This is a genomic window from Brevibacillus sp. AY1, assembly GCF_029870785.1.
Lineage (GTDB): Bacteria > Bacillota > Bacilli > Brevibacillales > Brevibacillaceae > Brevibacillus > Brevibacillus invocatus.
Genome location: NZ_JAFLPN010000001.1, coordinates 440317 through 454985, shown reverse-complemented (window position 1 = coordinate 454985; position 14669 = coordinate 440317). Strand labels below are relative to the sequence as shown.

16 protein-coding genes are annotated in these 14669 nt (G+C 47.8%); all 16 read right to left on the bottom strand.

The features are described from left to right. Nucleotides 1–105 precede the first annotated feature (105 nt). The 16 genes from JZI27_RS02390 to JZI27_RS02315 all read right to left on the bottom strand — a co-directional run bounded on the left by JZI27_RS02390 (nt 106) and on the right by JZI27_RS02315 (nt 14429). Nucleotides 106–1575 (bottom strand): spore germination protein, encoded by a 1470-nt coding sequence (locus tag JZI27_RS02390; RefSeq protein WP_280206633.1) that lies wholly within the window; start codon nt 1573–1575, stop codon nt 106–108. Then, the gene (gene spoVAEA, locus JZI27_RS02385; RefSeq protein ID WP_280206631.1) at nt 1505–2143 is read right to left on the bottom strand and encodes a stage V sporulation protein SpoVABEA; all 639 of its coding nucleotides are present in this window, start codon (nt 2141–2143) and stop codon (nt 1505–1507) included. The genes JZI27_RS02390 and spoVAEA overlap by 71 nt, the downstream gene beginning before the upstream one ends. Before the next feature lie 29 nt (nt 2144–2172). Continuing rightward, a complete protein-coding gene (gene spoVAE / locus JZI27_RS02380) occupies nt 2173–2523 on the bottom strand; it encodes a stage V sporulation protein AE (RefSeq protein ID WP_280206629.1) in 351 nt (116 codons plus the stop codon). Then, on the bottom strand, nt 2523–3548 hold the full coding sequence (spoVAD, locus tag JZI27_RS02375; RefSeq protein WP_122908372.1) for a stage V sporulation protein AD: 1026 nt from the start codon (nt 3546–3548) through the stop codon (nt 2523–2525). The genes spoVAE and spoVAD overlap by 1 nt, the downstream gene beginning before the upstream one ends. A gap of 12 nt (nt 3549–3560) precedes the next feature. Then, nucleotides 3561–4046 (bottom strand): stage V sporulation protein AC, encoded by a 486-nt coding sequence (gene spoVAC, locus JZI27_RS02370; RefSeq protein ID WP_122908373.1) that lies wholly within the window; start codon nt 4044–4046, stop codon nt 3561–3563. 100 nt (nt 4047–4146) lie between these two features. After that, nucleotides 4147–4548, bottom strand: a complete 402-nt coding sequence (locus JZI27_RS02365; protein ID WP_276531577.1) for a stage V sporulation protein AB — start codon at nt 4546–4548, stop codon at nt 4147–4149. A 14-nt stretch (nt 4549–4562) separates the two neighbouring features. Then, nucleotides 4563–5177: a stage V sporulation protein AA gene (locus JZI27_RS02360; RefSeq protein WP_122908375.1), complete on the bottom strand. Its 615-nt coding sequence runs from the start codon at nt 5175–5177 to the stop codon at nt 4563–4565. Nucleotides 5178–5328: 151 nt separating this feature from the next. Further along, nucleotides 5329–6084 carry an RNA polymerase sporulation sigma factor SigF gene (sigF, locus tag JZI27_RS02355; protein WP_122908376.1) on the bottom strand — a complete coding sequence of 252 codons (756 nt, stop codon included), beginning with the start codon at nt 6082–6084 and terminating at the stop codon, nt 5329–5331. A gap of 11 nt (nt 6085–6095) precedes the next feature. Continuing rightward, nucleotides 6096–6545 carry an anti-sigma F factor gene (gene spoIIAB, locus JZI27_RS02350; protein WP_251242887.1) on the bottom strand — a complete coding sequence of 150 codons (450 nt, stop codon included), beginning with the start codon at nt 6543–6545 and terminating at the stop codon, nt 6096–6098. Beyond that, the gene (gene spoIIAA, locus JZI27_RS02345) at nt 6545–6895 is read right to left on the bottom strand and encodes an anti-sigma F factor antagonist (protein ID WP_122908378.1); all 351 of its coding nucleotides are present in this window, start codon (nt 6893–6895) and stop codon (nt 6545–6547) included. Before spoIIAA ends, spoIIAB begins: the two co-directional genes overlap by 1 nt. Before the next feature lie 148 nt (nt 6896–7043). Continuing rightward, nucleotides 7044–8231, bottom strand: a complete 1188-nt coding sequence (locus tag JZI27_RS02340; protein WP_251242888.1) for a D-alanyl-D-alanine carboxypeptidase family protein — start codon at nt 8229–8231, stop codon at nt 7044–7046. Between the two features lie 102 nt (nt 8232–8333). Continuing rightward, nucleotides 8334–10409: a methyl-accepting chemotaxis protein gene (locus tag JZI27_RS02335; protein ID WP_280206623.1), complete on the bottom strand. Its 2076-nt coding sequence runs from the start codon at nt 10407–10409 to the stop codon at nt 8334–8336. A 181-nt stretch (nt 10410–10590) separates the two neighbouring features. Beyond that, nucleotides 10591–11550, bottom strand: coding sequence for an ABC transporter ATP-binding protein (locus JZI27_RS02330; RefSeq protein ID WP_122908381.1), 960 nt, complete (start codon nt 11548–11550; stop codon nt 10591–10593). A 15-nt stretch (nt 11551–11565) separates the two neighbouring features. Next, the gene (locus tag JZI27_RS02325) at nt 11566–12561 is read right to left on the bottom strand and encodes an ABC transporter ATP-binding protein (protein WP_280206620.1); all 996 of its coding nucleotides are present in this window, start codon (nt 12559–12561) and stop codon (nt 11566–11568) included. A 14-nt stretch (nt 12562–12575) separates the two neighbouring features. Next, nucleotides 12576–13490, bottom strand: a complete 915-nt coding sequence (locus JZI27_RS02320; protein ID WP_122908383.1) for an ABC transporter permease — start codon at nt 13488–13490, stop codon at nt 12576–12578. 6 nt (nt 13491–13496) lie between these two features. Continuing rightward, nucleotides 13497–14429: an ABC transporter permease gene (locus JZI27_RS02315; protein WP_280206617.1), complete on the bottom strand. Its 933-nt coding sequence runs from the start codon at nt 14427–14429 to the stop codon at nt 13497–13499. Nucleotides 14430–14669 lie beyond the last annotated feature (240 nt).

The following is a 14669-nucleotide window of genomic DNA, read 5'->3' as shown; positions in this document are numbered from 1 at the left end:
CCTACCGTTCGTTGTCGTACCGTGCCATGCCCGTAAGGCTTACCATAAAATTTACTACATGGCTGTGCATTTGACAATGGGTGGTTGCAGCCTGTTGTCAGAATATTATTGACGAGAGGAATTTTGGGAGCGAACAATGCTAGGGCGTTTGTTTTTCATCGGGACTGCCATTCTGACCATGATGTCCTTGAAGGCTTTGTAATCAAACGGGATAAAAGGCCAGAGATAAGGCGTTTCAAGGGAGCGTGTAGCCACAAGCGCAATCAAGACGAGCAAAAGCCCAATCATCAAGCCGGTTGTGGAAAAAATTCCTGCCATGAGAATCAGAAAAATACGGACTAAACGATTCGCCAACCCGAGCTCATAGCTGGGAGTTGCAAACATACCAACCGCAGCCACTGCCAAGTACAAGATCACCTCAGGGGCAAATAAACCAACATTGATGGCGACTTCTCCAACCAATATGGCAGCCAGCAAGCCCATCGCGACGGATAACGGTGCTGGTGTATGAATCGCAGCCATCCTCATCAGGTCGAGCCCCAGTTCTGCTAGGATGAATTGTGCCAAAAGCGGTATGCTGCCCGTTTTCTTGATGCCGATAAAGTCCAGGGACTCCGGAATCATCGAAGGATTCATCACCAGAAGCAGCCAGAGTGGCAGAATGAACACGGATGCGAATATGCCCAAAAAGCGCACCCACCGCAGATAAGCACCCACGACTGGCGTCTGCCGGTACTCCTCGGCATGCTGTACGTGGTGAAAATAAGTAGCGGGTGTGATCATGACACTCGGCGAGGTATCCACATAGATCAGAACATGTCCTTCCAGAAGATGAACCGCCGCAACATCCGGGCGTTCTGTATAGCGCACCATCGGAAAAGGATTAAAGGTTTTTCCGATGATGAATTCCTCAATCGTTTTTTCCGCCATCGGGATACCGTCGATTTGAATGTCCTGCAAGCGATTTCGCAGCGTTTCTACCAGATCCGGATTGGCAATATCCTTGATGTAGCAGACGGACACATCGGTCTTGGTTCTTTCCCCTACCTGCATGATCTCAAAGCGTATTCTTTCATCGCGAATCCGTCTGCGTGTCAGCACCGCATTGGTTACCAGGTTTTCCGTGAAACCATCATGAGCGCCGCGTACGATTCTTTCCGTATCAGGCTCCTCCGGGTTACGCCCCGGATAGGTTTTGGCATCCATGATTATTGCTTCTGGGGAACCGTCAATAATCAACCCGACTTGACCAACCAAGAGCTTATCGATGAATTCATCTGTCGTTTTTACCTTATTCAGTTGGAAAAAAGGAATGTATTTATAATACAGATGGTCAAACAATTCGTTTTTCATGTCGCGATCACGTAGATCGTTCAAGTCACGCATGATCTGGGTAATGATATCACTGTCGGCAAATCCATTTATGTAGTAGAGCAACAGGCGTGTGCCACCAACATAAAAATCATGGACTCCTATATCAAAGCTGACTCCTACACCGAGCTTTTCATTGAGATAGGTCTTGTTCTCTTCCAATCGTTCCTCGATGGGACGCCGCTTTTCCGTTATTTCCGCCATGTGATCCGCTCCTTTCCAATATCCATTGCACTGCTTTCTTGGTAATTGGACATCCATCCTGGAGACTGTCATGCCCCTCCATTTTTCCGATATCCCCAATTCCAATCAGATTGGGGATATGCAGTGAATTCAACACATCCACTGTATCCCCGTAGATCTTGTTTTGGAGCTTTTTCTCGGCACATCCCTCCTTGTCCACCGCTTCCTCGACAATCTGACCATCCTTGTCGATGGAATATTGGACTGTGGCTCCCTGTACCCATCTCGTGTTGGATGCAACCGCTATCGCCCCGATCACTTCGATAGCCGGATGCTTGACCACGTACTCAAGTGCTCGTTCCCCCCGTCCACGCCCAAAGTCTCCATTGTCATCAAACATGACGATGACGGGATCGTAAGGAGTCATCTGGATCAATTCCACCATCTGGCTTCCATCGAGCGGCGTGGGATTACCTGCAGACAGCGAGATGCATCGTCCACCGAGATCTTTGGCTACAGCTTCGACTGCCTTCTGTGCAATGTGGTCGCCATCTGTGACCACAATGACTTTTCTTGGTTGACCATTCATCAGGGTTCCACCACCCTTGCAGGATTGCGTTAGCCTTTTGGCTTAAATACAAGTGATGCTAGAAACCCAAACGCAATAGCTGCCGAAATTCCTGCGCTCGTCACCTCGAAGATCCCCGTAACGACCCCGATCAACCCGTTTTTCTCCGCTTCTCCAATCGCGCCATGGTAGAGGGAATGGCCAAAGCTGGTAATCGGCACGGTCGCGCCTGCTCCTGCAAAGTCGATAAATTTGTCATAAACCCCAATAAAGTCGAGAAAGACTCCCGCTACGACCAATGTACTCATCACATGGGCAGGAGTGAGTTTTCCGACATCCAGTAAAAGCTGTCCCACGACACAAACCAAGCCACCTACAACAAATGCAATGACGTACTCCATTAAGCTCCTCCTTCAAATGCGACGGCGTGTGCAATGCAGGGAATGGAATTCCCTTGTTGATAGCTGACAGGGCTTAGCAGAGCTCCCGTCGCGCAAACCAAGACTTTTTTCACTAAACCGCGGTTCAGTTGATCCATAATGTAGCTGTAAGTCACGACTGCACTGCTCGCACAACCACTTCCTCCCGCAAAGACATCCTGATCCGGTGAATAGATCATCAAGCCACAGTCGTTATAAACCTGATCCATATCATAGCCCTGGGCCAACATCAGTTCCTTTACGATGGGATAACCCACGGCTGCAAGATCTCCTGTGACGATCAGGTCATAGTCCTTCGGTGAACGCCCAAGATCCTTGAAATGCGCCTCTAAGGTAGAGACCGCAGCGGGAGCCATCGCAGACCCCATATCAAACGGATCCTTAATCCCCATATCGACAACTTTGCCCATCGTTGCATGGGTGATGCGCGGTCCCTTCCCACCAATCCCAACGAGACCAGCTCCGGCACCCGTAACCGTCCACTGGGCACTTGGCGGTTTCTGACCACCATATTCCGTCGGATAGCGATACTGTCTTTCCGCTGTTGCATTGTGACTACTGCAAGCAGCAATCGCCCGGTTTGCATAGCCCGCATTTACCAAGGAAGCGGCGGTCGCAAGCGTCAACATGGAGGTCGAACACGCGCCGTACATACCGAGAAGTGGAATCGCCAGCTTTTCAGCTGTGAAGTTCGTCGTGATGTTTTGATTGAGCAGATCTCCGGCCAGAATGAAATCGACTTCTTGCTCGGTGATAGCTGCCTTTTTCAAAACGTTTGTTACAGCGTCCTCCATCAATTGTCGTTCCGCATCCTCCCAGGATTGCTGGCCGGCATACATGTCATCATGGATTTTATCAAACAAGGCAGCCAATGGACCTTCCCCTTCTTTGGGACCAACTGCCACAGCAGATGCCTGCAAGCGAACGTTCTCGGCAAAATGCCAGGTTTGACGGCTGATGCGTGCTGTCTGCTTGTTGCTATCCATTGTTAGCCCTCCTCAGAAAATCATTTTGAACAGGCTCTTGAGGATACCTGCGACAAAGGCTGCAACGACACCGAAGACGATAACCGAGCCTGCTAATTTAAACATGTTTCCGCCCACACCTAGGACAAAGCCTTCACTACGGTGTTCAATCGCAGCAGATGCGATGGAATTCGCAAAGCCCGTGACAGGAACAGCCGAGCCTGCGCCTGCATACTGACCAATATTGTCGTAAACACCCATACCAGTAAGAAGGACGGAAATGAAAATCAAGGTAGCGACCGTTGGGTTGCTTGCTGTTTTTTCCGTAAAGCCAAAAAAGTGAATGTACATATTTTGCAAGGCTTGACCAAAAAGGCAGATTGTACCACCAACCCAAAACGCACGCATACAATTGAGCAAAACGTTTCGCTTAGGCTTGTACTTGGATGCTTGTTGCTGATACATCTGTTTGGTCATCTGCATGGATCCGATTGGTTTTGCTTTCGTCTTGGTCGCCATGCCTTTCCACTCCTTTACTTGTCCATACCTGTGTAAAAATTTCACTCTATCTATATATTTCCTGTTTCATTGCATCCTATGAATAGCGGTATTTTCCAGTTCACAGATGCAGCAGCCACTGAAGCAACGAGCCCGTAATTTTGCCAAAAACCATCGCCATCAGCAGATAAAGTAGACTTCCATCCATATGCAAACGCTTGGCTATGATGGGAAAGACATTTAAGGCTTCGGTGAGTCCTGCCGCCAAAGTTCCTACAAAAACACCTGCCAAGAGTCCATAGACGGACGTAACCAGTACAGGCAGACTCGTCTTAATTTGATAAAAATCAATCAATGTAAAAAACAGCGCTCCACTTACCAAAGCCCACTCCAGCTTGCGAATATGTTGATGGGCATTGGTCAATTGGGTCAGTCGCGGAACGATATCCAGCACGGTTATGAAAGCTACAAACCCACTTCCCACGGCGACTCCCCAGCCCAATCCGACCAGGACGACGAGCATGACTTGAATGATGCTCACGTTTTCGTACGCTGATTTTCCTTATTTTCATGCTGGATGTAATATTGATCGACATTTTGCTGGTACATGAACAACTCTACTTCTAGTGGGCTCGGCTCCTCGTTAATTTTCTTTTGAAAGATATGATTGAAAAACAGCACCATCCCAAGACCAATCCCGATGGAGTACGGAATTTGCAGCCAGAGTGGATGCAGGTTTTTATCTCCGGTGATCAGGTAAAAAATACGTTGATGTACTTCTTTCATACTCACATCGGTGTGGAAGTTCATGATGGCCAGTCCTGAACCTACGAACAAAAGAATCCAAACCAAGGCAACCAACAACGGATTCGCCCTTTTTCTCGGATTCATCACTTCAACGATGATTTGCGAGGCACCTTGCACTTCCAGTTCCGCCTCTGGATAGGCAGATCTCAGTCTTTCAATGACTTGCATAATGTCAATGATCACCAGGTTCCCGTCCTTTGGCGAAACCTGATAGACAGGAATTCGTCTGATCGCCTCCTCCTTGCTTCCGTCCCAGAAAAATTGACAGATGTCACCCAACGTAATCACGGATTGTGGCTTGACCGCCAACCGATTGCGCAGGCGCAGATACAACGGATCTTTCATCTGATCCCCTCCTTGATTTCCAACTCCTTATCACTCGCTAGTATGTGCCCTGCCTGAAAACCCATACCCTTCTCTTTGCCAGCTCTCCCCTCGGAATAACAAGAAAAACACCAAAGCGTCATTATGCCTTGGTGTTTCTCTTATATTGATGCTAGTGTTCGATCTGGTCCTTGATGGTTTGCAGGATTCGCTTCTCTAGGCGCGATACCTGTACTTGTGAAATCCCCAAACGCTCCGCTACTTCTGACTGTGTCTGGTCCTTGTAGTAGCGCAGGTATACGATCAACTGCTCTCTTTCACTCAAGCGGCTGATGGCATCCTTCAGGGCAATTTTCTCAAACCATTTGTTGACTCCCTCATCCGCAATCTGATCGATCAGCGTGATCGGATCTCCATCATTTTCAAAAACAGTCTCATGGATGGAGGACGGGGAACGGCTCGCTTCCTGTGCAAAGACGACTTCCTCCGGTGTAATACCCACTGCATCGGCTACTTCTGCAATCGTCGGAGCTCGACCGAATTGCTTGTACAATTCATCCTTGACTCGCCTTACTTTATTAGCGGTTTCCTTGAGTGAACGACTCACCTTGACAGTTCCATCGTCACGCAAGAAGCGTTGGATTTCTCCGATGATCATAGGCACAGCATACGTAGAGAACCGCACATCATACGTTAGGTCAAACTTGTCGACGGCCTTTAACAAGCCAATGCAGCCAATCTGAAACAAATCATCCGCTTCGTAGCCACGGTTGATAAAGCGCTGGACGACGGACCAAACCAGCCTGATATTGCTATTCACCAATAGCTCTCGGGCATCACTATCTCCTGCCTGGCTCTTGGCGATCAAGTCTTTCACTTGGTCATTGGTCAGAAATGGTTGACTCGCATTTTTGATATCGGCACCCATTGGCACTACCCCTAATTTTGCAAGGCTTTGGCAAACGACAGGCGTTTGGTCAGGCGAACAGTTGTCCCTTTACCGACAGAGGTCGCCACTTCCAAAGAGTCCATGAAATTCTCCATAATGGTAAAACCCATTCCGGAACGTTCCAGCTCCGGCTTGGTTGTGTAGAGGGGCTGCATCGCCTGCTCCACATCCTCGATTCCTTTGCCTTGGTCTTCCACAACGACGTCAATCACTCCATCATTGATCTGCACGGAAATATGTACCACACCCTCTGGATTTTCGTCATATCCGTGGATGATAGCATTTGTCACAGCTTCTGATATTACCGTCTTGATCTCTTCCAATTCATCCATCGTGATATCCAATTGAGAAATGAACGATGCTACGGCCACACGAGCAAAAGCCTCGTTCTGGCTTACCGCAGCGAACGACACGGTCATGAAATTACGTTGTACCTTCATTACGCCACCCCCAGGATTAGCAGTGCTTCTGCCTCGTTTTCACGAAACTTGATCACCTTGAACAATCCCGACATTTCAAAAATCCGGTAGATCGTCGGATTGATGGAGCAAACATACATATCGCCCGACCTGGCAGAAATCTGCTTGTATCTGCCAAGAATCACTCCGATACCGGAACTGTCCATAAACGCCAAATCCGCTAGACTGAGAACAATGTGGCGAATAGGAGAGGTGCGCAATACTTCATCCACCTTGCTGCGCAATTCCTCCGCAGTATGATGGTCCAATTCCCCCTGCAAACGGATCACCAGGACATCCTGTCTGGTTTCCATCGCGATTCGTAAACTCATAGCTGACACACTCCTTCATCCCGTAGTGACAATCTCTTTCTTCTCTCTCTTATCCAATTCCTGCCAGCCGACAAAAGAACAAAAAAATCGAGCAGCCATAACCGTTCTTTCGAGGCAACTCGATTCTTTTCGCGCTCCTGTTGTCTGATTAGTAGCTAATCAAAACCTTCTTCGTTGTTCGCTTGAGAATCTCCCACATACCTGCCTCATCGACGGTTTGCTCAGGATACAAATCGATTCGATTTACTTCCTTGCCGTCTTTGGTTCGGATAAAGATATGCCCCACAACCTGATCCTTGTTCACTGGAGCATTGACGGTCTTGTTCACGACCACCTCGCGCTGATAATCTTCAGCGTTCTCTCCTTTTTTCATCAAAAGACTTACGGATTGTGGAGTGACGACATTGATATTCGGCTGCTGCCCCTTGTCCACCGTTAATTGCTGGACCGTTTCACCTTTTTTGTACATCGGCATGACCTGGTAGTGGGTAAAAGCGTAGTTGAACATGGTCGAGACCTCACTGTTTCGTGTCTTCACATCCGGTTCGCCCATCACGACCGAAATGACACGCATGTTGTCCCGTTTGGCAGTTGCCGTCAAGCAGTATTTGGCTTCCCCTGTATAGCCCGTTTTCAAGCCGTCTACGCCCTCATAAAAACGAACGAGACGATTGGTATTGACCAACCAAAAGGGGTTGGAGGTATCTTTGCGCAGGTAATCCTGGTAGGTTCCTGTAAAGCGAGTAATATCTTCGTGCTTCAGCAACTCTCTGGACATAATGGCTATATCATAGGCTGAAGATACGTGATTCGCAGCAGGAAGCCCATTGGAGTTCACAAAATGAGTGTTCTTCATTCCCAATTCACGGGCACGCTCATTCATGCGGTTGACGAAAGCCTCTTCCGTCCCTCCTAAATGCTCCGCCATCGCGACTGAAGCGTCATTGCCTGATGCGATTGCAATTCCTTTGATCATATCCTCGACAGTCATCACTTCACCCGGCTGCAAAAAGATCTGTGATCCACCCATCGATGCAGCTCTTTCACTCGTACGCACCTTGTCTGTCATCTTAAGTTCACCACGATCAATCGCTTCCATGATCAAAAGGAGCGTCATCACTTTGGTGATGCTTGCTGGCGGCAGCTTTTCGTGCGGATTTTTTTCGTACAGAATCGTACCCGTGTCAGCCTCGATCATCACTGCCGACAACGCTTTGGGCGCAAAATTCATGGCTCCTGATGGTGGAGCAGGCTTCTCACTGGCTGCAAGAGCCTTAGGAGAAAAGATAGTGATGCACATGATGAAGCATAGAGCGAGATAGCTTTTCCGATTCATAACAGTCTCTTCCCTCCATTCATGGTTTTATTCTCACCAACCAGAAAGGAAAATATTCACATAAAAATACCCCTTCCGCTTGGAGCAGAAGGGATTTTTTGATCAGATGACAAACCGGCTAACATTCTGGGTCAGGTCATCCGCCATTTTTTTCAGCTGTTGAACATTTTCATTGATTCGGGCGATAGAATGCAGCTGTTCATCTACTGTTTTCACAACTCCGTTAATCGAATCCTTGATCTCGTCAGACATCGAAGCCAATCGATGGATGGAATCAGTCACAACCTGGTTACCCGCTGCCATCTCTTCCGAAGTGGCAGTCATCGATTCACTCTGCTCGGCTGCAGATTGAATGTCGGAAACAATGTTTTGGAATGAGACGCCTACCGCTTCTACGGAATGCAACCCGCCTCCTACCATGCTGACGATCTCATCCATATGCCGGCTCATCTCCATCGCCTCGTCGTTGATGGAGTGAGCGATCGCTGCGATTCGATCAGAGAACAAATTACTTTCCTCCGCCAGCTTTCTGACCTCGGTCGCAACCACCGAAAAGCCTCTTCCTGCATCCCCTGCTCTGGCCGCTTCAATCGCTGCATTAAGCGCGAGCAAATTAGTCTGGGAAGCGATGCTGCTGATCATTTCTACAATACTGGTAATTTGTCGTGCGCGCTCACGCAGATTATGCATTTGTTTTGCCGTACGTTCTACTTCGTTCGAAGCGCGACGCACCGTGTCAATGACATTGCCAACCAACTGCATGCCATCCTGAGCTCTTTCAAAGGTGCGTGTCGTAGCTACAGAGGTAGATTCAGCTGAAACCGCCACCTGCTGCACGCCTTGGGAAATTTCTGAGACGGTTTGCGCAGTGGCTTGTACCTCGTCCGTCTGCAAGGAGACGCGTTGGGCGATAGTCGAGATATTGCTGGTGATGACATCGATAGCACCCTTGTTTTCCTCGGCAAATTGCGACATTTCTTCTGTGGCTACATTCAGCTGAGTAGCTTGGCCTTGAACCAAGGCAATCAATTTCCGCAATTCTGCGGCCATCTCATTCATTTTGGTCCCTACCATCGCAATCTCGTCATTCCCTTTGACTGCAATGTTTACGTCAAAATTTCCGGAACCGATTCGATCCATATCTTGCGCAATCGCAAACAAGGAAGTCCGAATCCGCTTTGCAAACCACCAGATCGACCACATCGAAATGGCTATGACTGGGATAGCAAACAAGATGAAGTACCACGCCATCGCATCTACTTCCCCATAAACTTCTTCAATCCCTGTTGTAAGCACGACATTCCATTTCAATAATGGAATTGGTGCCGTAGACGCGAACAGCTCGTTGCCATTTTCTTCATAAACGAGACTTTGGCTCACCTGTTGATTCGCGATCGCCAGCAGATCCTCATAATCGGGGTTGCCCTGCAAGGAAAGCTGATTGTTCAGCTCCGTCTTTTGATGCGCTACGACCAAGCCATCTTGACGGACGACGAACGCATGTCCATTTTGCATGAACGAGATTTCCTGCGTTTTTTGCAGCAGGTCATTCATATTGAACCCGACAATAAAGATTCTCTTGGTGTCTTTATTTCCTTCTCCTACTGGAACTGCAATATGTAGATAGCTTTTTTCATTTCCTTGAACAATTTCTTCATCGGATATTACTGGACCAGCGGAGCTTTTAGCATCCTGAAAATATTTAATCTTTGTAAAATCCGTATCGCTTTTCACAGTCAGCGTATACAGCATTTTCCCGGAATTGGCATCCACCAGATAAATTTTTGAAATTTCTTTATGGGATTGTACGAGCAACCGGAACTGCTCCAAGATCAGTGGCTCCATGTCCGTTTGCATAATGCGCATGGCGGCCATGGTCTTTGTAGACTCAAGGATCGCGTTTACCCAGTCATTCATGCTCTCAGCATGCTGTTCAGCGAGCATTCTGGACTGGTTGGAGGTAATCCCGATCAAGGTTGATTTTGAAAACGAGATAGCTATGTAATTCAATGCACCGATAATCACTAGTACCAGGATAAGACCAAAGATAATCATTTTTGAAGCCAGGGAACCTTTGAAACGATTGGAAATTTGAGTCAGCTTGGATGATCCCAAGGACATTGCTGGTGCAGAAGTCGCAGGTTTATTTTTCTTTTTCGGAAAACGAAATTTGCTCATAAGATTCTGCCCCCTCACTGTGTTACTCTACTTATTACCGACTTTTAGCAAGAATAAACCTAATATTATTTGAAAAGTAGCATTTTTTTGAACATCCCAAAATCACTCGTGGTAAATTGAAAAATTTAAAAACGGGTTCCCAGCCTAACACTTACTGGAAACCCGCTTGATGAAATGCATTCTAGTTGTACAGATGACAAGCAGCGAAATGTCCCTTTTCGATCTCCTTCCAGACTGGCTCTTTGGCAGCACACTCTGGCATAGCTTTTGGACAACGAGTACGGAAATGGCAGCCGCTTGGCGGGTTCATTGGGCTTGGTACATCGCCTTCGAGAACGATGCGTTCACGGTTGCGCTCAATTTCCGGATCAGGAATTGGAATAGCAGACAAAAGTGCTTGGGTGTAAGGATGAAGTGGCTTTTCATACAGCGCCTCACTGTCTGCCAGCTCAACCATTTTACCCAAATACATAACCGCAACACGGTCGGAAATGTATTTCACCATGGATAAGTCATGGGCAATGAACATGTACGTCAAGCCCATTTTTTCTTGAAGCTGTTCGAGCAGGTTTACAACCTGTGCCTGAACCGATACGTCCAGTGCGGAAATCGGCTCGTCACACACGATAAATTTCGGTTCTACGGCAAGCGCACGGGCAATCCCGATCCGCTGACGCTGACCACCGGAGAATTCATGCGGGAACCTGTTCATGTGCTCTGGATTCAAGCTTACCAGGGAAAGAAGCTCTTGAATGCGCTCCTTTCGCTTTTGTCCGGTAGCCAAACCGTGAATATCGAGCGCCTCGCCAATGATATCCCCTACGGTCATACGCGGATTCAACGAAGCATATGGGTCTTGGAAAATCATTTGCATATTGCGGCGCATCGCCTTCATTTCATGATTGTTCAAGTTCATAATGCTTTTGCCTTCGAACAAAACATCTCCAGCAGTCGCATCATACAAACGAAGAAGTGTACGACCAGCTGTGGATTTTCCACAACCGGACTCCCCTACCACACCAAGAGTTTCGCCGCGCTTGATCTCAAAAGAGATGTCGTTCACAGCTTTGAGTGTATTGTCACCAATAGAGAAAAATTTCTTCAGATTACGAACTTCGATCAATGTATCGCGATTTTCCACTGTTTACCCTCCCTCTTACGATCCTGAGCGGTTCTGAGCAAGCGGATGCTGTAGCCAACAAGCTGCACGCTGTGAGCCACTAACTTCAACGAGTTCAGGATCCATTTCCTGACACACGCGCATAGCTGATTCGCAACGTGCGGTAAATCCGCATCCTGTCGGTGGACGCAAGAGATCTGGCGGTGTGCCGAAGATAGGTGTCAACGGTTCATCCCGATTCAAGTCCAAACGTGGCACCGAACGAAGCAACCCTTTTGTATACGGGTGCTGCGGGTTGTAGAAAATGTCATCTACAGTCCCTGTTTCAATTACTTTACCTGCATACATGACGATGACACGGTCGCACATTTCGGCAACGACACCCAGGTCATGCGTGATCAAGATAATGGACGTACCCAATTTCTTCTGCAGGTCTTTCATCAGATCCAAAATTTGCGCCTGAATGGTAACGTCCAGGGCTGTCGTAGGCTCATCCGCGATCAACAGCTTTGGCGAGCATGCCAATGCGATAGCGATCATGGCGCGCTGGCGCATCCCACCAGAGAATTCGTGCGGATATTGCTCGACACGTTTTTCAGGTTGAGGAATGCCAACGATCGTCAACAGCTCAATAGCACGTTTACGCGCATCAGTGCGGGACATGTTTTGGTGTTTGATCAACCCCTCTGTGATCTGGTTCCCAATCGTCATGGTCGGATTGAGGGATGTCATTGGATCTTGGAAAATCATCCCGATTTCTTTCCCACGGATGGCTTCCATTTGTTTGTTAGATTTACTTACAAGATTTTCGCCATTAAAAAGGATTTCTCCTTTTTTAATTTCACCCGGCGGCATCGGAATCAATTTCATCAGAGATTGGGCCGTAACGGATTTACCGCATCCGGACTCTCCTACGATCGCCACGGCTTCCCCACGGTTTACGTGGAAGTTGACGCCACGAACGGCTTTTACTTCTCCTGCATAGGTATGGAAGGAGACATGTAGGTCTTTAACATCAAGTATGCGTTCCATAATGATCGTCCCTCCTATTTCCGCAAGCGAGGGTCTACAGCATCTCGCAGACCGTCACCAAGCAAGTTAAATGCCAAAATGGTAACCGAGATAAATACTGCTGGGAACATGAGTCGCCAAGGGAAGTACTTCATGGCAGGCAAGCCCTCAGAAGACATGGTACCCCATGATGCGACTGGTGCTGCTACACCCAATCCGATAAAGGACAGGAAGGATTCCGCAAAAATCGCGTTCGGAATCGTCAAGCTCAAGGTTACGATGATAGGACCCAATGCGTTTGGAATCAAGTGTTTGAAGATCAAGCGGTTGCTGTCAGCACCCAGGGAGCGCGCAGCGAGCACGAATTCCTGTGATTTCAATTGAAGCATTTGACCGCGCACGATCCTAGCCATCCCAATCCAGCCCGTTATCGTCAGGGCAATAATAATGGTCGTCACTCCTGGTTCTAACACAACCATGAGCAAAATAACAACGAGAAGATATGGAATTGCAAACAAAATATCGGCGATACGCATCATCACTTCATCTACTTTACCGCCGTAGAAGCCGGCGATTCCGCCCCAGATGACACCGATAATCAAGTCGATCAGGGCTGCGATAATCCCAACCTCAAGGGAAATTCTGGCACCATACCAGATACGGACGAACATGTCACGGCCGAGATCGTCTGTACCGAACCAATGCTCACCAGAAGGCTTTTGATTCTTACCTGCCAGGTTGGTCGAAAAGTAGTCATTATTTGTCATCATCGGTACAAAAATCGCGCAGAGTATCAGTACAACGATGAAAACTAAAGATACCATCGCTACCTTATTCATTTTCAGGCGACGCCACACATCAGCCCAGAAAGAAAGGCTTGGACGCTTGATGGATTCTGATTGTCGAAGGTCAACTGAAATCGGCTCAAAATGCTCTTTATTCAATTGCATAGTTCATTACTCCTTTCCTGCGTCTGCCAGCTTGATGCGTGGATCAATGAGCGTGTACGCGATATCTACGATCAGAATCATCACAACAAGGATGATCGAGTAGAATACGGTAGTTCCCATAATCACGGTGTAGTCACGGTTCGTAATGGAGAGTACGAATTCGCGTCCCAGTCCTGGAACACCGAAGATACGCTCAATTACGAAAGCTCCTGTCAAAATGTTGGCAATCAGTGGAACCAGGTAAGTAATGACCGGTAAAAGCGCATTCCGGATCGCGTGTTTTACTGTAATTGTAATGGTGTTCAAACCTTTTGCTTTCGCTGTTTTAATGTAGTCTTGACCCAGAACCTCAATCATGTTGGAACGAGTCAGACGCGCGATAAACGCGAGTGGCGATGCAGCCAGCGCCAGAGATGGAAGTACTGTATAGGAGAAATCTTCCCATTTCGCAATCGGGAACAGACCCCATTGAATCGCGAAGAAATATTGCAAAAATGATGCCAAAATAAAGCCCGGAACGGATAACCCGAGAACGGCAATGACCATCGCCGTGTAATCCTGCCATTTATTATGCTTTAATGCCGCTATGACCCCAAGTATTATACCGCCAAAAATAGCGATGATCAGAGCCTGCAACCCCAAGTGGGCGGATATTGGGAAACCACGATTAATCATCTGGTTAACCGTTGATGATTTTTCTGTAAAGGATGGACCCAGGTCCCAGGTGATAACCCCTTTAAGATAGTTCAAATACTGCTCATGCAAAGGCAAATCGAGCTTGTATTTTGCTTTCAAGGCTTTTTCAATTTCTGCTGGTACTGCCCTCTCTTGTGTAAATGGGCCACCTGGTACAGCTTGCATGATGAAGAAGGTGGCCGTTACGATCAAGAAAAGCGAGATTAGCATGAATACGATGCGCTTGCCGAGATAACGGATCAACTAACTTACCCCCCTAACAGTTTTTCATAAAGTACACCTGACCGCTTGCGGTCAAACACTTTTGTCCCCCGACGATAGGGGAAAACGGTCAAGACCGTTTTGCATGCTTTCACGTCCCATCTTTACACTGCGGACGTATTTAGACACAGTGCAAAAATCGGCTGTGTAAATAACCCTAGTTTCGATCTCTTGCGACAACTTTTTCTCTCTGTATTGGCTTTTCGCCATAATCTATCGGAA